Annotated in this window: 22 protein-coding genes, 1 tRNA gene and 1 pseudogene; 15 read left to right on the plus strand and 9 right to left on the minus strand. The window is 74.0% G+C overall.

Going from position 1 to position 23,844, the window contains the following annotated elements; all coding sequences use genetic code 11:
* Nucleotides 1-14 precede the first annotated feature (14 nt).
* Both IG94_RS0122795 and IG94_RS0122800 read right to left on the minus strand, forming a co-directional pair.
* The gene (locus tag IG94_RS0122795; protein WP_031040127.1) at nucleotides 15-1,508 is read right to left on the minus strand and encodes an exopolysaccharide biosynthesis polyprenyl glycosylphosphotransferase; all 1,494 of its coding nucleotides are present in this window, start codon (nucleotides 1,506-1,508) and stop codon (nucleotides 15-17) included.
* The gene (locus IG94_RS0122800) at nucleotides 1,505-2,959 is read right to left on the minus strand and encodes a glycosyltransferase family 4 protein (protein WP_224326378.1); all 1,455 of its coding nucleotides are present in this window, start codon (nucleotides 2,957-2,959) and stop codon (nucleotides 1,505-1,507) included. Before IG94_RS0122800 ends, IG94_RS0122795 begins: the two co-directional genes overlap by 4 nt.
* Before the next feature lie 262 nt (nucleotides 2,960-3,221).
* Between IG94_RS0122800 and chpG the strand changes: the two genes are divergently transcribed.
* From chpG to IG94_RS0122830, 6 genes are all read left to right on the plus strand, one after another.
* Nucleotides 3,222-3,461, plus strand: coding sequence for a chaplin ChpG (chpG, locus tag IG94_RS0122805; protein WP_007449696.1), 240 nt, complete (start codon nucleotides 3,222-3,224; stop codon nucleotides 3,459-3,461).
* 276 nt (nucleotides 3,462-3,737) lie between these two features.
* Complete coding sequence (locus IG94_RS0122810; protein ID WP_031040133.1) at nucleotides 3,738-4,526, plus strand: hypothetical protein; 789 nt, start codon at nucleotides 3,738-3,740, stop codon at nucleotides 4,524-4,526.
* A gap of 171 nt (nucleotides 4,527-4,697) precedes the next feature.
* Entirely contained in the window at nucleotides 4,698-4,988 is a 291-nt protein-coding gene (locus tag IG94_RS0122815; RefSeq protein WP_031040135.1) for a hypothetical protein, read from the plus strand.
* A 76-nt stretch (nucleotides 4,989-5,064) separates the two neighbouring features.
* On the plus strand, nucleotides 5,065-5,580 hold the full coding sequence (locus IG94_RS0122820) for a hypothetical protein (RefSeq protein ID WP_031040138.1): 516 nt from the start codon (nucleotides 5,065-5,067) through the stop codon (nucleotides 5,578-5,580).
* Between the two features lie 123 nt (nucleotides 5,581-5,703).
* On the plus strand, nucleotides 5,704-6,330 hold the full coding sequence (locus tag IG94_RS0122825; RefSeq protein WP_078892392.1) for a tyrosinase family oxidase copper chaperone: 627 nt from the start codon (nucleotides 5,704-5,706) through the stop codon (nucleotides 6,328-6,330).
* Nucleotides 6,314-7,180, plus strand: coding sequence for a tyrosinase family protein (locus IG94_RS0122830; RefSeq protein ID WP_031040142.1), 867 nt, complete (start codon nucleotides 6,314-6,316; stop codon nucleotides 7,178-7,180). The genes IG94_RS0122825 and IG94_RS0122830 overlap by 17 nt, the downstream gene beginning before the upstream one ends.
* 136 nt (nucleotides 7,181-7,316) lie before the next feature.
* Here IG94_RS0122830 and chpF read toward each other — a convergent pair whose 3' ends face one another.
* Entirely contained in the window at nucleotides 7,317-7,595 is a 279-nt protein-coding gene (gene chpF, locus IG94_RS0122835; RefSeq protein ID WP_031040144.1) for a chaplin ChpF, read from the minus strand.
* Between the two features lie 186 nt (nucleotides 7,596-7,781).
* On the opposite strand from chpF, the gene IG94_RS0122840 reads away from it, so the two are divergent.
* The gene (locus IG94_RS0122840; protein WP_211269687.1) at nucleotides 7,782-8,414 is read left to right on the plus strand and encodes a DUF2087 domain-containing protein; all 633 of its coding nucleotides are present in this window, start codon (nucleotides 7,782-7,784) and stop codon (nucleotides 8,412-8,414) included.
* Nucleotides 8,415-8,493: 79 nt separating this feature from the next.
* On the opposite strand, the gene IG94_RS0122845 is transcribed toward IG94_RS0122840, so the two are convergent.
* From IG94_RS0122845 to IG94_RS0122855, 3 genes are all read right to left on the minus strand, one after another.
* On the minus strand, nucleotides 8,494-9,459 hold the full coding sequence (locus IG94_RS0122845; RefSeq protein ID WP_031040148.1) for a D-2-hydroxyacid dehydrogenase family protein: 966 nt from the start codon (nucleotides 9,457-9,459) through the stop codon (nucleotides 8,494-8,496).
* A 161-nt stretch (nucleotides 9,460-9,620) separates the two neighbouring features.
* Nucleotides 9,621-10,961, minus strand: a complete 1,341-nt coding sequence (locus tag IG94_RS0122850) for an FtsX-like permease family protein (RefSeq protein ID WP_031040149.1) — start codon at nucleotides 10,959-10,961, stop codon at nucleotides 9,621-9,623.
* Nucleotides 10,962-10,964: 3 nt separating this feature from the next.
* On the minus strand, nucleotides 10,965-11,762 hold the full coding sequence (locus tag IG94_RS0122855; RefSeq protein ID WP_031040151.1) for an ABC transporter ATP-binding protein: 798 nt from the start codon (nucleotides 11,760-11,762) through the stop codon (nucleotides 10,965-10,967).
* A 213-nt stretch (nucleotides 11,763-11,975) separates the two neighbouring features.
* Between IG94_RS0122855 and IG94_RS0122860 the strand changes: the two genes are divergently transcribed.
* A complete protein-coding gene (locus IG94_RS0122860; RefSeq protein WP_031040153.1) occupies nucleotides 11,976-12,674 on the plus strand; it encodes an alpha/beta hydrolase in 699 nt (232 codons plus the stop codon).
* A gap of 109 nt (nucleotides 12,675-12,783) precedes the next feature.
* Here IG94_RS0122860 and IG94_RS0122865 read toward each other — a convergent pair.
* A tRNA-Arg gene (locus IG94_RS0122865) sits at nucleotides 12,784-12,859 on the minus strand.
* A gap of 322 nt (nucleotides 12,860-13,181) precedes the next feature.
* Here IG94_RS0122865 and IG94_RS0122870 point away from each other — a divergent pair.
* The 7 genes and pseudogenes from IG94_RS0122870 to IG94_RS0122895 all read left to right on the plus strand — a co-directional run bounded on the left by IG94_RS0122870 (nucleotide 13,182) and on the right by IG94_RS0122895 (nucleotide 20,965).
* On the plus strand, nucleotides 13,182-14,789 hold the full coding sequence (locus IG94_RS0122870) for a dynamin family protein (protein ID WP_031040155.1): 1,608 nt from the start codon (nucleotides 13,182-13,184) through the stop codon (nucleotides 14,787-14,789).
* A 3-nt stretch (nucleotides 14,790-14,792) separates the two neighbouring features.
* Nucleotides 14,793-17,072 (plus strand): YfjP family GTPase, encoded by a 2,280-nt coding sequence (locus tag IG94_RS0122875; RefSeq protein WP_031040157.1) that lies wholly within the window; start codon nucleotides 14,793-14,795, stop codon nucleotides 17,070-17,072.
* A 266-nt stretch (nucleotides 17,073-17,338) separates the two neighbouring features.
* Nucleotides 17,339-17,830: a single-stranded DNA-binding protein gene (locus IG94_RS0122880; protein WP_031040159.1), complete on the plus strand. Its 492-nt coding sequence runs from the start codon at nucleotides 17,339-17,341 to the stop codon at nucleotides 17,828-17,830.
* Between the two features lie 262 nt (nucleotides 17,831-18,092).
* Nucleotides 18,093-19,499 (plus strand): Cys-Gln thioester bond-forming surface protein, encoded by a 1,407-nt coding sequence (locus IG94_RS0122885; RefSeq protein WP_031040160.1) that lies wholly within the window; start codon nucleotides 18,093-18,095, stop codon nucleotides 19,497-19,499.
* Between the two features lie 81 nt (nucleotides 19,500-19,580).
* Nucleotides 19,581-20,336 (plus strand): type 1 glutamine amidotransferase domain-containing protein, encoded by a 756-nt coding sequence (locus IG94_RS0122890; protein WP_031040163.1) that lies wholly within the window; start codon nucleotides 19,581-19,583, stop codon nucleotides 20,334-20,336.
* Between the two features lie 86 nt (nucleotides 20,337-20,422).
* A pseudogene (locus IG94_RS44105) lies at nucleotides 20,423-20,575 on the plus strand (TetR family transcriptional regulator); the annotation flags it as partial.
* Between the two features lie 3 nt (nucleotides 20,576-20,578).
* Nucleotides 20,579-20,965, plus strand: a complete 387-nt coding sequence (locus IG94_RS0122895) for an SbtR family transcriptional regulator (protein WP_248783084.1) — start codon at nucleotides 20,579-20,581, stop codon at nucleotides 20,963-20,965.
* 113 nt (nucleotides 20,966-21,078) lie between these two features.
* Here the strand turns inward: IG94_RS0122895 and IG94_RS0122900 are convergent, their stop codons facing one another.
* Entirely contained in the window at nucleotides 21,079-22,722 is a 1,644-nt protein-coding gene (locus IG94_RS0122900) for a CocE/NonD family hydrolase (RefSeq protein ID WP_031040166.1), read from the minus strand.
* Nucleotides 22,723-22,879: 157 nt separating this feature from the next.
* Nucleotides 22,880-23,821: an AraC family transcriptional regulator gene (locus tag IG94_RS0122905; RefSeq protein ID WP_031040168.1), complete on the minus strand. Its 942-nt coding sequence runs from the start codon at nucleotides 23,819-23,821 to the stop codon at nucleotides 22,880-22,882.
* Between the last annotated feature and the right edge of the window lie 23 nt (nucleotides 23,822-23,844).

Here is a 23,844-nt window from a genome sequence, read left to right on the forward strand (position 1 = left end):
GCCGCTCACTCCGCTCAGCTCCCCGTGGGACGCACGAGCGCGGCGGCGGTGCGCAGCAGAATGCAGACGTCCTGCCACAGCGACCAGTCGTCGATGTAGGCGTTGTCGAAGCGGGCCCGGTCCTCGATGGAGGTGTCGCCGCGCAGCCCGTTGATCTGGGCCAGCCCCGTGATGCCGGCCGGCGCCCGGTGGCGGGCCGCGTAGCCCGGGTAGGTCTGGCTGAACCGGGCGACGAAGTAGGGGCGTTCGGGGCGCGGCCCGACCAGGCTCATGTCGCCCCGGAAGACGTTCCACAGCTGGAGCAGTTCGTCGAGGGACGTGCGCCGCAGGAACCGGCAGAACCACGGCATCCGGCGGTCGTCGGCCACGCTCCACCGGGTCGCCGACTCGCGCTCGTCGGCCGGGCGGTGGGTGCGGAACTTCAGCAGCGTGAACGTTCCGCCGTCCCGGCCGACGCGCTCCTGCCGGAACAGCACACCGGGACCGCCCACCCCTCTCAGTACCGCCGCGCAGGCCAGCAGCAGAGGGCTCAGCAGCAGCAACAGCACCCCGGACACCGTCACGTCCAGCATTCGCTTGCCCGCGCCGCCCGGCCGCCGCGAGGCGGGTTCCAGGGGCCGGCAGGAGAACCCGGCGATCCGGTGCGGGGCGTGCGGGGTGTGCTGGGTGTGCTGCGCAGGGGCGTGCGGCGGAGGGGCGCCCGCGTGCGCGTGGGCGTCCGCGTCGACCTCCCACACCGTGCAGCCCGACTCGGCCAGCGTCCGCAGCAGCGCCGCCTGCCGGGGCCGTACGGCGGGGGCCACGGCGAGGACGTCGCGCACGCCGTTCTGCACCACCGCCCGCCGCGCCTCCTCACCCGTGGACAGCACGGGCAGGCCCGTGGTGCCGTCGGGGTCGTCGGTGACGACCCCGACGGGACGCACCCCGCAGCCCGGGTGGCGCAGCAGCGCCGACGCCACCCGCTGGGCGGTCGCGGCGGGCCCGACGACGAGGGCCGCGCGGGGACGGTTCGACAGCGCCCTGTGGCGCCTACGATGCACGGCGCCCCGGCCGGCGCAGCCCGTCGCCGCGTGCAGCAGGAAACCGGCGAGCAGCGTGCGGGCGGACAGCGCGTGCGCCGGGGCGTACGCCGCGACGAGCGCCGCCAGCGCCAGCCAGACCACCGCGACGCGGGCGCACAGCGCCGGCAGTTCGTCCAGCACGCCGAAGACCGGCCGGGCGGCGGCCGGGTGCGGCTTCCGGCGCAGCAGGAGCGAGGTGCCGACCAGCAGGGCGGTGAGCAGTGGCTGGTGCGGGGCGCCGGTGAGCATCAGCGAGCCCGGCAGGGCCGCCGTGCCGTCCGCGACGAGCAACGGCAGCGGGGAGTCGGGCCGTGCGGCGGTACGCCGGGCGGGCAGTCGCGGGCCGCCGCCCGCCGCACCGGCCCGCTGCGGCAACACCGAGACGGGGGACGGGCCGAGGCCCCGAGGCCGGCCGGCGGGGGTGGGGACGGTGCTTTCCGCGGTCACGGGTGGGTGGACTCCCTGCACTCGAAGGGCTCGACGCGCTTGAGGGGCTCGACGCGCTTGAGGGGCATGCCGTGCTTGCGGGGCACGTCGGCCTGCCCCATGTCGCCGGGGGCCGGGCGCCGCGCGCCGGGCCCGGCGGTGGCGGGGGCCGGGCGCCGCGCGGCAGTCCGGGTGTCGTCGCAGGCCAGGGCCCGGTGGGGACCGGGGGCCGTGGCCCGGTCGGACGGACGTGCGGCGTCGAGCACGGCGCCGTACAGCCGTGCGACCGCCGTGGCCGTGTGCCGTACGTCGTGCGCGGAGCGGACGTGGGCGTGGCCGTCGCGGGCGAGCGACGCGCGCAGGGGCGCGTCGAGCAGAAGGCCGGCGACCGAATCGGCCAGGGCTTCCGGGTCCTCGGGCGGCACCAGGCAGCGCGGCGCGAGCGCGGGCGGCAGGGCCTCGCGGGCACCGTCCACGTCGGTCACCACCACGGGGCGCCCGCAGGCCATCGCCTCCAGCGGGGCCAGCGCCATGCCCTCCCAGCGCGACGGCAGGACGACCAGGTCGGCGGCCCGGTACCAGCCGGAGGCGTCGGCCACGGCACCCGTGAACAGCACGGACGCCGCGGCCCCCCGGCCGGGTGGCGGCGCGGGGGTGTGCCGGCCGGGTGGCGCGGGGGCGCCCGGGACGCCGAGGAGGCCGTACGCCGACGCCCGCGCGGTGAGCGCGGCGCGGTCCGGTCCGTCACCGGCCAGGACCAGCCGGGCGTCCGGCACGCGCGCGAGAACCGACTCCCACGCGGTGAGCAGCACGTCCTGGCCCTTCTGCCGGCACAGCCGCCCCACGCAGACCACCAACGGGGTGTGCGGGTCGATGCCGTGCCGTCGCCGTACGTCCTGCGCGTCGTCCGGGCCGGGGCCGGGCCCGGCGTGGAAGCGGTCCGTGTCGACGCCGTTCGGGACCACCGCCCAGCGCCCGCGGATCCCGGCCCGCGCCCCGCGCAGCCGTTCCGCCTCGCTCACGCACACCGTGCGCGCCGCCCACCGCGCGGCCCACCGCTCCCAGCCGAGCGCGAGGACCCCGGTGGGTCCGCCGGCCGCCTCGAACGACCAGGCGTGCGGCTGGAACACGGTCGGGACCCGCCCCCGTACGGCGAGCCGCGCGGCCAGACCGGCCTTGGCGCTGTGGGCGTGGACCAGGTCGGGCCGCACCTCCTCGATCACGCGGGCGAGGCGACCCACCTCCACCGGCAGAGCCCGGCCCGGCGAGCGCGTCGCCGCCCAGGGCCGCACGTCCGCGCGCAGGGCGCGGAGCCGGTCGGCGAGACCTCCCTCGGGGCAGGCGACGGACACCCGCAGCCCGGCGGCGAGCTGAGCACGTGTCAGGTCCGTCACCACCCGGGCGACCCCGCCGTCCACCGGCTGGGTGACATGCAGAACCCGTGGCCGTAGGCCGATCGGTGGCAGGTGCATACGCGTGTCCTTGCGCGGCATGGATGAGACAGGGGCGCAAACGGAGTGCGACAGGGGCGTGACAGAGGTGCGTCGAACGGTGTGGGACTCTAGCCGCTATCCGTACTAATACGGTGAAACCGGGAAGTGTGTTGGATTTGTGAATGGCGGTCCCCGGCGACATCACCCCTTTGGCGGCACAACTCCCGTACCTGCCACGCGTTGACACTGCGCCGGGCACCCCCGCCCGGATGTATGTCGCAACCCCAAGGAGCACTTCTCCATGTCGCGTATCGCGAAGGGCCTGGCCCTGACCTCCGTCGCCGCCGCCGCGGTGGCGGGCACCGCCGGTGTCGCCGCCGCCGACAGCGGCGCGCAGGCCGCCGCCGCCCACTCCCCGGGCGTCCTGTCCGGCAACGTGGTGCAGGTTCCGGTCCACATCCCGGTCAACGTCTGCGGTAACACCATCGACGTCATCGGCCTGCTGAACCCGGCGTTCGGCAACGAGTGCGAGAACGACTGACGTCGGCTCGCGACTCCCGCACCGGCCGTCCGTAACGCGGTTCTTCCGCGAGCGGGCGGCCGGTTCGCGTTGCCGCGCGGACGGTGGTGTGCTGCCCCGAATGGGGGGTCCGGGCGCCGACACGGACCACGGACCTTGACAGGGCGTCTCACCAGGTAAGACGCGAACGGCGGCACGTGCGGCCCGGCACACCGGGTCACCGCTCGGTTGCAGAGCGCCGGGGCCGCTTCCACGGTGGGCACAAGATCCGACGCGCCACCGAAAGGAACCCCCCTCATGCGTCTGCCCGCACGGCGAATCGCCACCTCCGCTCTCTGCGCCGGCCTGCTGATCGGTCTCTCGGGTCCGGCGGTGATGGCGGCCGACGGCGACCCGGTCCGGGAACGCACCCGCGCGGCCTCCCTCGCCCCCCTCCCCGACGCCGAGGAACTGCAGGGCCAGGTCGGCAGCCTGGCCGGTCTGGGCGACATGCTCGCTCCGGTCACCGACATGCTCGACGCGATCCTCAAGGCCGACGGCGGGCGGCTCTCCGCCACGGACGCGGACAAGCTCGCCGCCGCCGTCAAGGACGCCCTCGCGAAGGCCGACGCCGCGGACACCGGCACGGACACCGGCGACGCGGCGACCACGCCCGGTACGACCACTCCCGGCACCAGCACCCCGGCCCAGCCCCCGGCCGCGCCGGACGCCGACACCCCCGTCACGCTGCCGGCGCCCGTCACCGCGCGGAGCGACGACCCCGCCGCGGCGGCGCCCGGCCTGGCGGCCACCGCCTACGCCGAGCTGCAGAAGCAGGTCGATGCCCTGACCGAGGCCACCACCGCCGGTGACGCCGCGAAGGTGAGCCCGGCGGTCAAGGAGGTGGTGACCGGCATCGTCAACGTCGTCGCCGCCACCATGGTCGGCAACGGCCTGCCCGCCGCGGACCTGGCCGGCCTGCCCGGCGTACCGACCGCGCCGGAGGCCACGACGCCCGAGGCCACCACTCCGGAGGCCACGACTCCGGAAGCCGCCGCCCCCGAGGCCGCCGCGCCCGCGAACCCGCTGCCCGCCGACCCCTCCTGACCTTCGCCGACGTCGGCCTCACGGGCCGCCGCGCCTCCCTGTCGGACGGCGCGGCGGCCTTTCCGCTTTTCGGGCAGTCTCGGCTCCGGAGATCTCATATGTCTTCCGGACGGCGGAGTTTCCGGGCCCTCGGCAGATCGTTAGGGAGGAAAAGTCGAAGAAAGGAACACGATGAAGTCTCTCAAGGCCGCCGCCGTCGTCGCCGGTTCCCTGGTCGCCGCCGGTTCCGCCGTGCCCGCTTTCGCGTACGACGCCGCCGACACCGCCGCCCTCACCCCCACCAGCCTCAACGGCGCCGTGAACGCACTGACCGCCGAGCCCATCGACATCATGCCGATCAAGCACCAGTCGGACGCGCTCGACACCGAGAACAAGGACTCCCTGCTGCACACCGTGAAGGGCGCGACCACCGACCTGAATTCCGCGGGCGGCCTCCTCGGCGGCCTCCCGCTGGGCCGCTGAGCCGCTTCTCCCTCGGCATCCTCCGCCGCTCTCCCCCCACTGTTTCCCCGCATTCTCGAAAGGGGCCGTGCCTGACATGAGGCCGACCACCAGACGAACCCTGGCCGCCGTCGTCACCGGCGTGGCCGCCGCCCTGGGTGCGGCCGCGACCCCGGCCGCCGCGGCCGGCGCGGTCCCCGTGCCGGTGCCGCTGGACGGCGCCGAGACCGCCCTCGGCATGGAACTGCCGGAGGTGACCGGCGCGCTGCCCGTGCCGACCGCGGGCGCCCCCGAGGGGCCCCGGTACGTCGAGGGACGGCTGCTGCCCGAGCGGACTCTCCCGCAACTGCCGGTGCAGGCCGGCCTCCCCGGCGCCGACGTGCGCCAGCCGCTGCCGCGCGTCCTCGGAGACGACTTCGACCACGCCGCCCTCGACGCTCCCGCCGCCGAGCTGCGGACCCTGGCGCCGGGCCTGTCCCTGGACGCCCCGCTCACCGCGCCGAACCCCGAGGCCCTCGGCCTGCCGTCCGCCAAGCTGCCCGAGGTCGGCGTGCTCACCCCCGTGCTGCAGACGGGGCCGGTGGCCGACCTGGGCGTCGGCCCGGGGCTGTAGCTTCCACGCGTACTCCGCGCTCCGTGGCGCGGCCGTGCTCCGACTGGCCCTGCGGACAGTGACCGCTGGGCCCGCCGTGCGGTTAGCGGTGGGAAACCACCGGAACCGGACGAGGAGCGAGTCATGGTCGTCAACGCGGGTGCGCCGGCGAACGGCGCGGAGCGGAAGAGAGAGCATCCGCCAAAGGGCGGGGGCCCGGCGGGCAACGGTTCGCCGGGTGGCGGTGCGGCGGACGGGGGACCGGCGTCCGGCGGGGTGACATCCGTCGGCGCGGCGTCCGGTACGCGGCGGCAGATGATGCGGGGGCTGCTCGCCCCGGCCCTCGCCGTGACGCTGGTCCCCCTGGTCGCCGCCTCCCGGCCGTTCCGGGCCGAGGCCACCGCCCAGGGGGCGGACGCCGCGCCTCCCGGGCCACGCCCCGCCGAACGGGCGGGGCAGGAGACCGGGGGCACCGCCTTCGACGAGATGTACCGCGGCCGGCGCATCCGCGGCATCCGGTCCGCCGCGGGGCGGGCCGTCGGCGCCGGCACCTGGCACGTCACCGTGGACGGCCGCCCGCTGCACCTGATGCGCCGGGCCGACGGCAGCTGGCTGAGCATGATCGACCACTACCGCTCGTACCCCACCCCGCTGGCCGCGGCCCGGGGCGCCGTCGACGAACTCGGCCCCGCCGAGCAGGTGCGCGACACGCCGGGCGACGACGCCGGGCACGACCACCACACCGGGGGGCGGCATGGCGTACACGCGTAAGGACGTCAGCACGCTGACCCGCACCGAGAAGCGTCGGTTCGTCAACGCGCTGCTGGAGGTCAAACGGCGCGGTGAGTACGACGAGTTCGTGCGCACCCACATCGAGTACTACGTCTCCGACGGCGAGGACGGCCTGCGTACGGCGCACATGGCGCCGTCCTTCCTGCCGTGGCACCGCCGGTTCGTGCTGGACCTGGAGGAGGCGCTGCGCCGGGTCGACTCGTCGGTCACCGTGCCGTACTGGGACTGGACGAAGGACCGCGGCGCCAAGTCGACGCCCTGGACGGCCGACCTGCTGGGCGGCACCGGGCGGCGTTCCGACCGGCGCGTCACCACCGGCCCCTTCGCCCACGCCGAGGGCAACTGGACCCTCAGGGAGAACGTCACCGACACGGAGTACCTCACCCGGGACCTGGGGCGCGCGGCCGACCCCATCGACCTGCCCTCCAAGAGCGACCTGGAGTGGGCGCTGGACGACGCGACGTACGACACCTCGCCGTACGACTCGACGGTCCGCAAGGGGTTCCGCAACAAGCTGGAGGGCTGGGGCACCGGCCGGGGCAGTGTCTCCTGGCGCAACCACAACCGCGTGCACCGCTGGGTCGGCGGCGCCATGGTCGGCGGCGCCTCCGTCAACGACCCGGTGTTCTGGCTGCACCACGCCTTCGTCGACCTGCAGTGGTCGCGCTGGCAGGCCCGCCACCGCGGCGCCCGCTACCTCCCCGCCGAGCCGCCAGGCCGGGGCAGCGCGCAGCGCGGACGGATCGTCGCACGGCACGAGAAGCTGCCGCCGTGGGACGTGACGCCGGACGAGCTGGAGGACGTCGGCCGGATCTATCGGTACGCCTGAAGGTCTGGAGGTCTGGAGGTCTGGAGGTTTGAAGGTCTGGAGGCTTGAGGGTTTGGAGGCTTGAAGGTCTGAACGGGGCGGGCAGGGGAAGAGCCCCGGCCGGGGCGGCCGGGGCTCTTCGTTGCCTGCGGGGCACTCAGCCGCCGTAGCCACCGCTCTTGTCGGAGTGGTGGCCGCTCTCGTTTTCGCAGCTGTTGCCGAAGGCCGGGTTCAGCAGGCCGATCACGTCGATGGTGTTGCCGCACACGTTGACCGGCACGTGCACCGGGACCTGGACGACGTTGCCGGACAGGACGCCGGGCGAACCGACGGCCGCGCCCTGCGCGCCCGCGTCCGCCATGGCCATCCCGGTGCCGCTGAGCGCCACGGCACCGGCGCCGAGGACGACACCGGCGGCCTTCGCGATGCGAGACATCACGTACTCCTTCTGACTCGGGGAGCGCGACGGCAGGACGCGCCGCCGCACTGCAGGTTCAACGCACCCGGTCGCAGCGGGTCACGGGGAGAATGTGAGGATCACCCTTTTTGAACGGGAGGGTGAGAGGGAGGGGCGACGGAAAACCGTTCCCCTGAGCGCCGGGGCGTCCACTAGCCTCCCGGCATGTCGAACGACCCGAACGACCTGTCCCACGCGTTCCCTCCGGCCACCGGGGCCGGTGTGCCGTCCGCCGTGGCCGCGCTGCCCGCCCTCTTCGCCGAGGAGAGCCGGGTGCGCGCCTTCGCGGCCGTGGCGCTGGGCGCGGGCGACGCCGTGCAGGTGGCCCGCGCGGCCGGCCTCTCCGCGAAGGAGACGGCGGGTGCGCTGCGCCGGCTGCGGGAACACGGAGTGGTGGCCTCCGGGGACGACGGTGGACTCGTCGTCGCCCAGGGCCGTTTCCGGGAACTGGCGCGCGCCGCACGTCCCGCGGCGGAGGCGGCCGGCACCCCCGGGGCGGCCGGCGGCGGCCGGGAGGGCATGATCCTGCGGACCTTCGTCAAGGACGGGCGGCTGGTCCGGCTTCCGGCGCGCTGGACACGCAAGAAGGTGGTGCTGCGGCACATCGCCGAGCAGACCTTCGCCCCCGGCGTGGAGTACCCCGAGCGCACCGTCGACGGAAAGCTGCGGGCCTGGTGCGAGGACGGGGAGGTCGACCATGTGACGCTCCGGCGCCATCTCGTGGACTTCGGCCACCTGCGCCGCAGCGCCGGAACCTACTGGCGCCCCGCGGAGCCCGCCCGTGCGGGAACCGCGTGACCGACCTGCCAGACCAAACTGCCTGACCTGCCTGACTGTCCGAACCGCCTGACTGTCCGAAGCGCCTGACCGCGCGAGCCTACGGTGCGGGCAGGCGGCGTACGGGGGATCCGGCCAGGTAGGACCGGATCGCCTCGACCGCCTGGCCGTAGTACGTGGCGTAGTTGGCCTGCGAGACGTAGCCGAGGTGCGGGGTGGCGAGCAGGCGCGGGGCGGTGCGCATCGGGTGGCCGGGGGGCAGCGGCTCGGTGTCGAAGACGTCCACGCCGGCGCCGGCGATGCGGCCCTCGTGCAGTGCGGCCAGCAGGGCGTCCTGGTCGACGATGGCCGCACGCGAGGTGTTGACCAGGTAGGCGGTCGGCTTGAGCAGGGCCAGTTCCGCGGGGCCCAGCAGACCGCGGGTGCGCTCGCCGAGGGCCAGGTGGACGGAGACGAAGTCGGCGGTCCGCAGGAGCTCTTCCCTGGAGGGCGCCAGTTCGACGCCGACCTCGTCGGCGCGCTCCCGGGTGAGGTTCTGGCTCCACGCGCTCACCCGCATGCCGAAGGCGAGGCCGACCTGCGCCACCCGGCTGCCGATCTTCCCCAGGCCCAGCAGCCCGAGCCGGCGGTCGTGCAGGTCGGCGCCCACTGTCTGCTGCCAGGGGCCGCCCTCGCGCAGCCCGTTGCTCTCCCGGACGAGCCCGCGGGCCAGGCCGAGCAGCAGGGCCCAGGTCAGTTCGACGGGCGGGGCCGAGGAGGAGGCCGTGCCGCACACGGTGACGCCGTGCGCCTCGGCGGCGGCGTAGTCGATCACGCTGTTGCGCATGCCGGAGGCGACGATCAGGCGCAGGCGGGGCAGCCGGGCCAGCAGCGAGCCGGGGAAGGCCACGCGTTCGCGCAGGGTGACCACGATGTCGAAGTCGGCGAGCGCGGCGGCGAGGGCGTCCTCGTCGGGGAGGTGGGCGTCGAAGGACACGACGTCGACCTCGCCGGTGACCGAGGACCAGTCCGCGGCCTCCTTCGCCACCTGCTGGAAGTCGTCGAGTACCGCGCAGCGCAGTCGCACGTCGTCCGGTCCCTTCCGCCGAGCGGGCAGTGACACCCCCGGCGGGGCGCCCGGCCCAACGTACAGCGGGCGCCGCGCCCCGTGTACGACGGGGTGCGGCGCCCAACGCCGGTACGGCGGACCTGCCGTCCGCCCGACGTACGTACGGCGGGCCTGCAGGGTCAGGCGGTGACCGCCACCGCACGTACCGCCGGTGTGCGCAGCGTGCGCCGGGCCGTCGCCACGCTGGTGGCCAGCGTCGCCGCGGCGGCTACCGCCACGATGCCCAGCCATGTCCCCAGGCCCTGGTCCGGCACGAGCGCGGAGGCGCGCACCGAGCTGAACGGCAGGATGCCCGCCACGGCGGCCGCACTGCCGAGGACGACGCCGGACACCGTGAGCACCAGGGCCTCCACACCGACCATGCCGAGGACCTGACCCGGCGTCGCCCCGGCCAGTCGCTGCTGGCCGAACTCCCGGCGGCGGTACGAGGTCGCGGCGTACAGGCTGTTGATCAGCATGATGCAGGAGAAGACCACGATGATGCCGACCACCGTGAGGTTGAGGGTCTCCAGGTTCTTGTCCTCGACGGAGCGGGTGAGGCCCGAGGCGTCGATCGCGTCGTTCTCGATGGACTGCATGTACAGCGTCCCGGTCGCCATGCCGGTGAACAGGACCAGCGGCATCAGTACGCCGGACAACTGCGTGGCCCGCCGCCGCATGTTCTGCACGGCCAGCAGGCCGCTCGCCCCGAACAGCGTGCCCAGCGGCCGCTCCAGCCGGTCGAGGAGGAGGCGCAGCAGCGCCGGGGAGAAGACGGCGAGACCGACGGAGAGCAGGATCGCGCCGTACGCGGGGGCCGCCATCAGGGCGGGATCCGTCGCGTCGAACGTGAACGTGGCGCACACCGCCGCCGTGCCGAGGGCGAGCGCCGCCCAGCCGCCCAGCCGCCGCCGCCACCGTCCGGAGGCCCGCGCCGTGCCCGCCGCGGCCCGCGTCGCGCGACGCACCGCGAGGAAGGCGGCCCCCATGGAGGCCGGTACGGTGACCCCGAACCCGGCCGCCACCGCGACCGGCCCGAACACGTGGTCCACGTCCTTCGCGACCTGGCCGCTGTCCTGGAACCCGGTCAGCAGGGCCTGTCCGCCGAGCACGGCCGGGCCGACGGCCAGCAGCGCCGCCACCACGGCGACCGCGGCGGCCTCGCCCACCACCATCCACCGGATCTGCGCCGGGGTGGCGCCGGCGCTGCGCAGCAGGGCGATCTCCTCGTCGCGCTGCCGGACGTTGACGGTCAGCGTGGACGCGACGGCGAAGAACACCAGCAGGGTGCCGTAGCCGCCCACCACGCCCGCGGCGAGGCCGAGCGTCTCGGAGCTGACGTCGTCGACGCCCGGCGCTCCGGCGGTGTCGTGCAGCGAGTTGAACGCCATGATGATCGCGGCGCCCAGGAACGAGGCGAGCAGCGTGGCGCCGAAGCGCCCGGGGCGGTGCCTGACGGAACGCATGGCCAGGGAGAACACGGCTCACACCTCCAGACCGGCGGTGTCGCCCGCGGGAGCGGGGTCGCCCAGGTGCGCGAGCCGCTCGGCGACGGCGTCCACGGTCGGCGCGGTCAGGTGTCCGGCGGGCCGTCCGTCCGCGAGGAAGACGACGGAGTCGGCGTACGAGGCGGCCACCGGGTCGTGCGTCACCATGACGACGGTCCGGCCGTGCAGCCGCACCGCCTCCTGCAGCAGCCGCAGCACGTCCCGGGCGCTGCGCGTGTCGAGTGCTCCCGTCGGTTCGTCGGCGAAGACCACGCTGGGCTCGGTGACCAGCGCGCGGGCGATGGCGACGCGCTGGCGCTGGCCGCCGGAGAGCTGGTCGGGCAGGGCGTCGAGACGGTCGCCGAGACCGACCTGGGTGAGGATCTCCCGGGCGCGGACCCCGTCCACGCGCCGCCGGGCCAGCCTGAGCGGCAGCACCGTGTTCTGGGCCACGGTGAGCGTGGGCAGCAGGTTGTACTGCTGGAAGACGAAGCCGATGCGCCGGCGCCGGAACTTCGTCAGCGCCGCCTCGCCGCTGCCCGTCATCTCCTCGCCGTCCACCACGACCGTCCCGCTGTCCGGCCGGTCGAGCCCGGCGGCGCACTGCAGGAGGGTGGACTTGCCGGAGCCGGACGGCCCCATGACGGCGGTGAAACTGCCCGCGGGCAGGCTCAGGCTCACCCGGTCGAGGGCGGTCACCGCCGCCTCCGCGGTGCCGTACACCTTGCGCACCCCGACCAGGCGCAGCGCCTCGCCACTCCGGGCCGCCTCGGGCCTGCTCGTACGTCGAGACATCGTCGGTCCCCCTCCATCCGTCCCCGGCGCCCACTGCGCCGCACCTACGACGCTATGGACGGCGGCCGGTCGGCACACTGGGGGTGGGGCCCGAGTACGGGGTGGTGGTAGCGACACCACCGGAGGGGCCGCGCCGGGGCCGGGTTCTACGACCGGGCCGCGGAGGGAGCAGTTCACCCAAGAAGTCGGAACCCTCGGGTCAAGGAGGAAGACATGCGCGTGGTGTTCGTGCACGGGGCGTGCGTTCGGGACGGATCGTGGTGGTGGCACCGGGCCGCCGCGGCCCTGCGGGAGCGCGGTATCGGCAGCGTCGCCCCGGCGCTGCCGAGCTGCGGTGAGGGCGACCGGCCGGCCGGACCGCGGGGTCCCGGGCTGCCCGAGGACGTCGCCGCGGTGCGCGCCGCGGTGAGCGAGGGGGACGAGCCGATCGCGATCGTGGCGCACAGTTACGGCGGTATCGTCGCCGCCGAGGCCGCGGTGGGCGCCGAACCGGTGCGTCACCTGGTGCTGGTGTCGAGCTACCTGCCCGAGCCCGGCGAGTCGCTGTCGACGTTCGGCGCCGACACGCCGCCCCCGTTCCTGCACTTCGACCCCGACGGCGGCACGTTCGGCGCCCGGCCCGAGCAGTTCACCGAGACGTTCGTCCAGGACTGCCCGCCGGACGTCGCCCGCCACGCGGCGACCCTTCTTGCCCGGCAGACGCTGGCCGTCACCCACCAGCCCGTCCGGGCGGCGGCGTGGCACGAGCTGCCCACGACGTACGTGGTGTGCACGGAGGACCGGGGCACCCCGGCGGCGGCGCAACGCGAGTTCTCCCGTCGCGCGGACGAGGTGATCGAGGTGAAGGCGGGTCACCACCCGTTCCTCTCGCAGCCGCAGACCGTCGCCGACGTCGTCGCGGGTCTGCGCTGAGCCCTCATCCGTCCCGTCACGCCGGCCGGCACCGTCTGGAACGGCACGTCAGGTGGTTCTGCCGGACCGGAGGGTGTCGGTGGGCGACCGGAAGGTTCATGCATCCGTGTGGCGCCCCCGGCAGGACTCGAACCTGCGGCCAAGCGCTTAGAAGGCGCCTGCTCTATCCACTGAGCTACGGGGGCCTGGTGTGGTGGCCTCTGTCCTGGTGCCCGGGTGCGGGCCGATCCGTGACGTTGCCGGGGACAAGGATAAGGCTCCCGACTCCGTGTCCCTGCTGCTGCGCCCCCGCGCCTCGATGTGGAGGTTCGGTGAAGCGATCTCGATAATCGCAGGCAGGTACGAATCGTGCATCGCTTTTGGCCGCTCGCGCATCGGGTGTTGTGCACTCGTTATGCCTGGACTGTCCGCGCGTCCCAGTAGTCCCTTCCGTCCGGGAGTGTCCGGTCGGCGCGCAGACATGCTCATATGCTTCAGAATTCCCCTAAAATTGGGCATTCTTCCCATGTGGTGACCTTGGACGTACGGCCTCAGCTGCTCGACGCACTCTCCGCCCTGCGCGACCGTGTCGCGGCCGCACGCTTCCCGTTGCCCCTGGCCGGGGCTCCACGCGCGCGTGCCAACCGCGACGAACTGCTCGCCCAGCTCGACGACTACCTCGTGCCGCGCCTGAAGGAGCCGGAGGCTCCCCTGCTGGCCGTCGTGGGCGGCTCCACCGGCGCCGGGAAGTCCACCCTGGTGAACTCCCTCGTGGGACGCCGGATCAGCGAGGCGGGCGTGCTGCGGCCCACGACCCGGACGCCGGTGCTGGTGTGTCATCCGGAGGACCACCACTGGTTCAGCGGCATGCGGGTGCTGCCCGACCTCACGCGCGTGTGGGTGCCCCACCGCGACCCCGACGACGACCTGCTGCTGCCCGGCGAGAACCCCGCGCGCGTGCTCCGCGTGGAGACCGCCGACACCCTGCCGCCCGGCATCGCCCTCCTGGACGCGCCCGACATCGACTCCCTCGTCGCCGACAACCGCGTCCTGGCGTCCGAGCTGATCTGCGCCGCCGACATCTGGGTGATGGTCACCACGGCCGCCCGGTACGCCGACGCGGTGCCCTGGCATCTGCTGCGCACCGCGAAGGAGTACGACGCCACCCTGGTCACCGTGCTCGACCGGGTGCCCCACCAGGTGGTGTCCGAGGTGTCGCGGCAGTACGGCGCCCTGCTCACCAAGGCCGGCCTCGGCGACGTACCCCGCTTCACCGTGCCCGAACTGCCCGAGTCGGCCTGGGGCGGCGGGCTGCTGCCGGCCAGTGCCGTGGCGCCGCTGCGGGCCTGGCTGGTGCACCGGGCCCAGGACCTCGACGCCCGGCACCACACCATGGCCCGTACGGCGCACGGCATCCTCGACTCGCTCCGGTCCCGGATGCCCGAACTCGCGGGCGCCACCGCCGCCCAGTACGCCGCCGCGCTGCGGCTGACCGCGGCGGTCGACGGCGCGTACGACGGCGAGCACGCGCGCGTGCGGGGCCGGTTGCAGGCGGGCGCCGTGCTCGCCGGGGGCGCCCTCAAGCGCTGGCGGTCCTTCCCCCTCGACTGCACCCCGGAGGAGCTCCTCGACTCGCTGGTGGAGAGCCTGACCTCGCTGCTGGTGTGCGCCGTCACCGCCGCCGACGAACGCGTCGAGGAGGCGTGGCGGAACGAACCCGCGGCCGGCGCCCCCGGGCTCGCCCCCCGCGACCCCGCGCCGGACAGCGCCGAGCACCGCATCGGGATGGCCGTACGGCGCTGGCGCCGCGAGCTGGAGGAGTACGCCGAGGACGAGGTGCGCGAGCTGGACCGCAACCTGGCACCCGATCCCGGCGTGGTGGCCGGCCTCGTCGCCACCGTGCTCCTGGGCGGGCGGCGCGGGCGCGTCGCCGGGGAGCGGCTCGCCGAGCGGATCGGTGCCCACGGTGCGCTGCGGCTGCGCGACCGGGGCGGGCGGCTCCTCGACGAACACGTCGACCGGGTCGTGCACGTCGAGCGCGAGCGCAGGCTGGCGCCGCTCGACGGTCTCGAGGTGCATCCCGAGCCACAGGCAGAGCTCATCGCCGCGCTGTCCGTACTGCAGAAGGAGAGGTGACCGGTGACCGCCGTCACTGACCAGGACCCCACCGAGCACACCGACCACACGACGGGGGAGGGCCGGACGACCCCGGGGGACCGCGCGCTCCGCGCCTCCAGTGCGGGCCATCACACGTCTCCTGCGGACGAGCACACGTCTCCCGCGGACGAGTACGAGGACGAGGACGAGGACGAGGGGGAGCAGGCGGACGCGCCCCGTGCGAACAGCGCAGACCGCGCGGACCAGACGGACCGGGAGGCCCCGGAGGTCCGGGAGGGCCGTGCGGGCCGGGAAGGCCCGGCGCGGTCCACCGGTCGGGACCCCGTGAACGGCCGGAAGCCCGCCCCGGCCGTCGAGCGGGAGGCCGCCGCCCCCGAGGACGGCACCGGGGACACCGCCTGGGACACGGGCGCCGACGCCGGGCAGGGTGCGCGTCTCCGACGGCGCGACGGCGAGCGGCTTCGCCGCCGTGGTGACCGGGACCGGGGCCGGGACCGGGGCCGGGACCGGGACCGCGTGGCCGACGTGACCGACGTTGCGGCCACGGCTGCCGCGGACGCGGGGCACGGTGGTGCGTCGGGCGGCGACGAGGGGGCCTGGGGCGACGGCCTGATCGCGCGGCGGGTGGACGAGAACGGCACGGCGGAGCAGTACGCCGTACTGCCGAGCCGCCCGCCGTCCTCCTCGGCCGCCCTGATGCCGCTGGCGTACGACGGAAACCTCAGGTCGCGGCTGGACGCGCTGCGCGAGCTGGTCGGGCTCTCCAGGGCCCGGCTCGACAGCGGGACCCTGGCGGAGGCGGGCCGGGTCCTCGACGAGGCCGCCGCGCGGCGCAGGCTCTCCGGACAGCACACCGTCGTCGCCATCGCGGGCGCGACCGGCAGTGGCAAGTCGCAGCTGTTCAACACGCTCGCCGGGGTGACGATCTCCGAGACCGGCGTGCGCCGGCCGACCACCGCCGCGCCCATCGCGTGCAGTTGGAGCGACGGCGCGGCCAGCCTCCTGGACCGGCTCGGCATCCCCGGCCGGCTGCGGCGCCGTCCGCTCCAGCACCCCGACTCCGAGTCGCCGCTGCGCGGCCTCGTCCTGATCGACCTGCCCGACCACGACTCGGCGGCCGTGCAGCACCGCGAGCAGGTGGACCGCATCCTGGGGCTCGTCGACGCCGTCATCTGGGTCGTCGACCCCGAGAAGTACGCCGACGCCGTGATCCACGAGCGCTACCTGCGGCCGATGGCGGGCCACGCGGAGATCACCTTCGTCGTCCTCAACCAGGTCGACCGGCTGCCCGGGGAAGCCGCCGAACAGGTCCTCGACGACCTGCGGCGCCTGCTCGACGAGGACGGCATCGCGCTGGGGGAGTACGGCGAACCCGGCGCGACCGTACTCGCCCTGTCCGCGCTCACCGGGGACGGCATCGGCGAACTGCGCGAGAGCCTCGGCCAGTTCGTCGCCGAACGGCAGGGCCCGGCCCGCCGTATCGCGGCCGACGTGGACGCCGCCGCCCGGCGCCTGCGGCCCGTGTACGTCACCGGGCGGCGGACCGGGCTGAGCGAGGAGGCACGGGAGGAGTTCGCGGACCGGCTCGCGGACGCGGTGGGCGCCACCGCGGCGGGCGAGGCGGCCGAACGCGCCTGGCTGCGCAATGCCAACCGGGCCTGCGGCACCCCGTGGCTGCGGCTGTGGCGCTGGTACCACGACCGCCGCGAACCGGCCACGGGGCGGCTCTCGCTGCGCGCCCAGGCGGACGAGGAGGCCACCGCGCGGCAGCGTGTCGAGCAGGCGGTGCGTACGGTGTCCGACCACGCGTCCGCCGGGCTGCCGGCGCCCTGGGCCCTGGCGATGCGCGAGGCCGCCGTGCGGGGCGCCCACGGGCTGCCCGAGGCGCTCGACGAGCTGGCGGCGCGTACGGGGCTGCCGCCGGGCCGCCCGCCGCGTCCGGGCTGGTGGCCGGTGGCCGTGCTGGCCCAGGCGTCGATGACGCTGCTCCAGGTGCTGGGCGGCCTGTGGCTGCTGGGTCAGATCGTGGGGTTCATGTCGCCGAACCTGGGCGTGCCGGTGCTGATGATGCTGGCCGGTATCGTCGGCGGCCCCCTCATCGAGTGGAGCTGCCGCATGGCGGCCCGCGGTCCGGCCCGCCGCTACGGCCACGAGGCGGAACGCCTGTTGCGGGAGGCGGCCGCCGGGTGCGGCCGGGCCAGGGTGCTGGATCCGCTGGCGGCGGAACTGCTGCGCTACCGCGAGGTGCGGGAGCAGTACGGGCGCGTCACCGGGGTGGGGGCGGGGACCGCGACCAGGTGAGTGCGGTGGTGGGTGGGGACCGCTGCGGGGCGGGCGCGGTGGCCGCCAGGCACCGCTGCGGGGCATGCACGGTGGCGGGCGGGGACCGCTGCGGGGCAGGCGCACCGACCCGCAGGGGTGACGGAGTTGTCCACAACCCCGGGGCCGGTCCACAGCCTTCGGCGGGCCCGGCCGGAACGGAGGAGTCTGACCTCACGGCGACCGCGACGGACGCGGTCGCCACGGCAGCCGTACGGGAAGCGTCCGTACGGGAGGGAGGACTCACGATGAACGAGACGATGGTCTGCGCCGTGGGCAACGTGGCCACGCAACCGGTGTTCCGGCACCTGGCCAACGGGGCGTCGGCGCGCTTCCGGCTCGCCGTCACGGCGCGTTACTGGGACCGGGAGAAGAGCAACTGGACCGACGGCCACACCAACTTCTTCACGGTGTGGGCCAACCGGCAGCTCGCCACCAACGTGTCGGGGTCGCTGGCGGTCGGTGACCCCGTCGTCGTCCAGGGCCGGCTGAAGGTGCGTACTGACGTGCGCGAGGGGCAGAGCTGGACCTCGGCGGACATCGACGCGGTGGCGATCGGCCACGATCTCTCGCGCGGCACGGCGGCGTTCCGGCGCACCGGCCGGGCGGAGAACTCGGCCTCGCCACCGCAGCCGGAGCCCAACTGGGAGACACCGGACGGGGAGTCGGCAGGGGAAGCGGCGGGAGAGCCGGCCGCCCCGGTGTCCGCGCAGCGGCCGGAGCCGGCAGCAGCGGTCTGACCTGGGGCGGATCGCCGGGACCGACCGAATGACGGCTTATCGGCGAATGCGCCCGGAAGTATGCGGGTGGATTTGTCGATAAGCCCGGCTCACCTGCCCGTTCGGCGATAACGATTCCGATTCGGATCACTGTGCGAACCGGCGTCACCGGCAGTCGCCGCCCGCCAGGTCCTTAGGATGCCGAACGAGCCTCGTGGGGCTGCTGCTTCTGCCGGTGGGACCGTCCCCCCGTTCCAACGGGTCCTGCTCGAAGGGTGATTTGGTGTTTTCTTCGCACGTTGTGCCGTCTCTGCCCGGTCGAGGGGTGGCACGTGTCGCCGTCGCGTTCCTGGTGTCCGCACTGGCCGCCACCGGCGTGCTGACCGGCGCGGTGTCCGCTGCCGCCCAGGACGAGGCGGAGGGCCAGGGCGGGGCGACGGCGACCATAGGCGGCCTCAAGACCTACGGCACGGCGATCGTCGACGGCGAGAACGGCAGACAGGAGGTGTCGGCCGGGCTGTTCGAGATGTCCGTCGAGGGCGGCGGCATGCTCCAGACGTACTGCGTCGACATCCAGAACCCGACGCAGAAGGACGCCAAGTACTTCGAGACGCCGTGGAGCGGCACCTCGCTGGGCGCCAACAAGGACGCCGGACGCGTCCGCTGGATCCTTCAGCACGGTTACCCGCAGGTCAACGACCTGGCCGAGCTGGCGAAGAAGGCCGGCGTCCGAAGCGGGCTCACCGAACAGGACGCGGCGGCCGGGACGCAGGTCGCCATCTGGCGCTACTCCGACCACGCAGACGTGGAGGCCGTCGACCCCGAGGCCGAGCAGCTCGCGGACTACCTGGAGAAGAGCGCCCGCGACAGCACGGAGCCCGCGGCCTCCCTCACCCTCGACCCGCCGGCGGTCTCGGGCCACCCCGGTGAACGGCTGGGCCCGGTCACGGTCCGCACCAACGCCGACGGCGCGACGGCGGCACCCCCGGTGGACGCCGCCACCAACGGGGTGCGGATCGTCGACGAGAAGGGCGAGCCGGTCACCGAGGTCACCGACGGCACCCAGATCTTCTTCGACGTGCCCGAGGACGCGGCGGCCGGCAGCACCGAGCTGACCGTCCAGGCGTCGACCACCGTGCCGGTGGGCCGCGCCCTCGCCTCCGAGAGCCGCAGCCAGACCCAGATCCTGGCCGGTTCCAGCGAGTCCACGGTCGCCGCGAAGGCGACCGCCACCTGGGCCGCCGAAGGCCCGGTACCCGCCCTGTCCGCCCAAAAGAACTGCGCCGAGGGCGGCCTGGACATCACCACGGCCAACAAGGGCGACGAGCCGTTCGCCTTCGAGCTGCTGGACACCGAGTACACCATCGCGCCGGGCGAGACCCGCACGGTGACGGTCCCCCTGCCGGAGGACCGCTCCTACGACTTCACCATCCGCGGCCCGGCCGGCTTCGAGCAGCGCTTCACCGGCGTCCTCGACTGCCGCACCAAGGCCGACACCCTGGCCGACGCCACCCACACCCTCACCGAACCGGCCCCCACGGCTTCCGTCGCCTCCCCGGCCCCGGAAGACACCAACCTCGCCGACACCGGCAGCTCCGGAGCCACCCCCCTGATAGGCGGCGCGGCGATCGGCCTGGTCGTGATCGGCGGCGCGGTGCTCCTCTTCCTGCGCAGGAGGAACGAGCAGTGAGGGCGCGCCCCGTCCAGGGGCACCGCCACCGGTGACGGCGGCCGGGTTGATCCGCCCGGCCCGGTCGCCAACGATGTCCCCATGCGGATACTGCTCCCGTTGCCCGACCACGACTTCGACGTCACCGAGGTGGCCGTCCCCTGGCAGAAGCTCACCGAGGCGGGCCACGAGGTGGTCGTCGCGACGGAGCACCGGAGGACCGTCCCCGAGGCCGACCCGAAACTCCTGACCGGGGTCCTCTTCGGCGCCCTCGGCGCCGAGCCGGAGCCGCGGCGGTTCTACCGCGACATGGTGGCCGACCCACGCTTCCGGTCCGCCGTGGCCTGGCAGGATCTCCAGCCCGCGGACTACGACGGACTGCTGCTGGCCGGGGGACACGCCCGCGGAATGCGGCAGTACCTGGGATCGGCGGTGCTGCGGTCGAAGGTCGCCGAGTTCTGGCGACTGGACCGGCCGGTGGCGGCCATCTGCCACGGACCGCTGGTGCTGGCCCGCACGCAGGACCCGGTCACCGGCCGCAGCGTCCTCCACGGCCGCCGCACCACCTGCCTGCCCAAGTACCTGGAGCGGTCCGCCTACCTGCTCACGGCCTGGCGCCTGGGCCGCTACTACCGCACCTACCCCGCTTACGTGCAGGACGAGATCCAGGCGGCCCTCGCGTCGCCGTCCGACTTCGAGCGCGGCCCCCGCACACTGGCGGCTCGGGGCACAGCCACCGACCACCGCCCGGCCTTCACCGTCGAGGACGCCAACTACCTCTCGTCCCGCTGGCCCGGCGACGCCTACCTCTTCACGGAACGCTTCCTCACCCTGCTGGAGAAAACCACCCGCACCTGAACGGGGCGACGCGGATTGGCTGTCCGATTAGCGTCGTGCTCGGCTGATAGGTTATCCGTATAGGGGGCAGAGAAGGGATTCGGATCGTGAGGTCGGATGCCGCTCGGAATCGGCAGCGGATCTTCGATGAGGCTCGTGGTGCCGTCATCGGTGGGGAGACCGCGCTCACCCTCAACGAGCTCGCGCGCCGGGCGGGTGTGGGGGTCGGGACGGTTTACCGGGTCTTCCCCACGCAGCGGGCCATGCGGGAGTCCGTTCTGGAGGAGTCGGTCCGAGAGCTCATCGACGCGGCGGCTGTGGCGGGCGGGCATCCCGATCCCGGCAACGCGCTCGTCGACTTCCTCCGCACGGCGTTGCTGACCGCTCTGGCGCGACCGGGTCTCACCGACGTGCTGATTACCGGGTCCGACGAGACCGAGTCTCTGCACCGGGCCAAGGGGGAGTTGGTCGAGGCCACTTCCGGTCTGCTCGCCCGCGTCCGCCCCGCCCCGGCCCTGACCGGCGAGAACCTGCTCAAGCTCCTGTGCGGCCTGATCCACGCCGTCAGCGAGCACCCGGCGGAGCGGCAAGGGGCCGCGATCGACAACTACCTCGGCATCCTCCGGGCCGGCCTCGCGCCAGCCCCCTGAGAACCGGTGCCGGACCGGCCGGAGCCCCGCGGCGCCGTCGTCGGCCGCGCCGCGGGGAACTGTGCTCCGCCCTGTCGGTCAACGCGACGAGGGCGTCCGGCGGTGTGGCGTCCTCAGTCGCGCGCACCGGCCGGGGGCACCGAGAACGTGGCCGGGCCGGGCTTCAGCTTCGCCGCGTTGATCTGCGTGAAGGTGTCGAGGAACGGCGCCCGGTCGCCACTGGTGGCGGTGTCCTCGGCCGGGTTGTCCAGAGGCAGGTGGAGCCGGGCGCCACTGATCCGGACCTGCTGCTTGGAGGGCGTGTCGAGCCAGTCGCCGGTCCGCACCGAGCCGATCTCCACGGCGAGGCGGTGGCCGGCCCGCAGGGTCCAGTCGGTCGACTTCAGGCCGATGTCCAGCCGGTCCCGGTCCACCCGGGTGTCCGCCGCAAGGGGCTCGGACCAGACGAAGAAGCTCCCGGCGTCAGGACCGGTTCCCTCTTGCGGGGGTGCCGGCTGCGAACCCGCTCCGCTGTCCACGTACGAGCCGTTGCCGAGGCGGAGGTTCGCGGAGCGGTTCGCCGCGGGCCAGGTCTTCTCCGCGCGCCACTTGCCGAGGCTGTCCTGGACGGCGTAGTCCGGGTACCGGGTCTTCGGGTCGACGCCCTTGAGGTGTTCGTCGAAGAAGGACAGCGTCTCCTCGAACCAGGTCGCGCGGCCCATCGCGAACTTCCCGTCCTGCGTACGGTCATTGCCGCGTACGTGGTCCCAGGGGCCGATCCACGCCCGCTGCGGGCCGTTGTGGTGGCCGAGGAACTCCTCCATGCCCACGGGGAGGGTGTTGGTCTCGGTGGTGCCCTGGGTGAACAGAAGCGGGGTGTCGGTGCCCTTCGCGTTCCCGGCCGGGCTGCGTTCCTTCCAGTAGGAATCGTCCGGGTCGCCGATGGAGGGGCCGTAGGAGTTGAGCGCCAGGCACTCGGGGTGCTTCTCCTCGTACGCGGCGTTGGTCCGGTACCGCTCGTCCTCGTCCGGCAACTGGGCCAGGGTCGCTGTGCGGTTGTAGGTGGTGGGCACCTGGACGCTGTTCGGACGCGGCACGCCGTCGGAGTGGAGCTGCTGGTACAGGTCCCAGATGGGCTCCTGGGCGACGACGGCCTTCAGCGCGTCGTGCTTTGCGTTGTTGCCGAGGAGACCGGTGTAGGCATCGAAGGACTTCCCGTACATGCCCACCGCTCCGGTGGACCAGGGCTGCTTCGCGCTCCAGTCGATCGCCGCCTTGACGTCGGCCTGGTCTCCGGGCCCGCCGAGGTCGAGGCAGCCGGTGGAGCCGCCGAAGCCGCGGGTGTCGACCATGACGAAGGCGTACCCCTTGTCGAACAGGTCGGTCCCCTCCATGAAGTCCTGGAAGCGCTCCGAGGGGCCGGCGTGCTCCTCCTCGATCTCCAGCTCCCCCGAGTGGCCGAAGTACGCACCGGCCGACAGGACGACCGGCACCTTCCCGTCGGCGGGGAGCTTCTCGGGAAGCAGGACATCGGCGTGCAGCTCGGTCTTGGAGCCGTCCGAGGAGGGGAAGTAGTGCTGGGTCCAGCGCGCGCCCTCCGGCACCCGGTCGTTCTCCTCGTGCGTGATCGGATCGGTGGCCGTGGCGACGGCCGCTCCCTCTGTTCGGCCGCCGTCGGCTGCCTGGTCCGGCGCGGCGACGGCGGCCGATATGAGGCCGCAGGTCACAGCGCAGACGGTGAGCAGGGCTGCGGCGCCGGCGACTGGTCGTTTCCTCATGCGGTGCTCCAGAGCTCGGGTAGGGGTGGGCTCGGAAGGGACACGCGCCTGCCCGGATCGGCCTTGCGCAGAACCGGCGGCATCGCGTCACTTAGTGACAATGTCACTAAGTGACAGATGGCGCAAGTGGGCCCGGGTGATCTCTTCTCCCCGCCGCTCAGGCTGCGGCCGTGCGCCGGAACTCGCTCGGATTGGTGCCCCGGAGCCTCTTGAACGCCACGCTGAACGCGAACGGATCGGTGTACCCGACGGCACGGGCGACCTGGGCGACGGTCGACGACTCCTGCTGGACGAGGAGATCCGCCGCCAGCGTCATGCGCCAGCGCGTCAGATAGGTCAGCGGCGGCTCGCCGAGCAGACCGGCGAACCGTTTTGCCAGTGTCGAGCGGGAGACACCGGTGCGCCGGGCCAGTTCGCCCACCGTCCACGGCGCTGCCGGCTCGGTGTGCAAGAGGCTCAGCGCCTGGCCGACCACCGGGTCCTTCTGAGCGGTCCACCACGCCGGGGGGTGGCCGCCCGGCCGGTCCAGCCAGGTGCGCAGCGTGCAGACCAGCATCCAGTCGAGGAGCCGGTCGAGCACGACCTGCTGGCCGGGTTCGTCGCGGGCGACCTCGGCGGCGAGGTGGTCGAGGACCGGGTCGCCGGTGTCGCCGGCGTCCACGCGCAGCACGACGGGCAGTGCGTCCATCAGCTGCCGGCTCATCTCGCCGCGGACCGGATAGGCGCCGACCACCAGGGTCGTCGCGGTACTGTCGCCGCCGCCCCCTTCGCCTGGATCGTGCCAGCCCAGCCGGTGCCGGGTGCCGCCCTGCTCGGGCGTCGCGCAGTCCACCCCGCAGACGATCGGCTCGGCCGTGCTGCCGGGTTCGTCGACGAAGGTGAAGGTCGTGGGACCGCGCACCACGATCGTGTCGTGGGCGTCGAGGCGCTCGGGCGGACACCCCTCCGGCACGATCCAGCCGCCCCCGGCGAGGACGGTGCACAGGGTCAGCGGCGCACCGTCCACGAACTGCAGTGACCAGGGCGGGGACAGTACCGAACTGCCGAACAGGGAGCCGCGGGCCCGCACCCCGCGGAACAGGTCACTGGTGACGTCCACAGGCCCAGAGTAGACGCTCGCAA

It is taken from the genome of Streptomyces olivaceus (assembly GCF_000721235.1).
In the GTDB taxonomy this organism is placed as follows: domain Bacteria; phylum Actinomycetota; class Actinomycetes; order Streptomycetales; family Streptomycetaceae; genus Streptomyces; species Streptomyces olivaceus.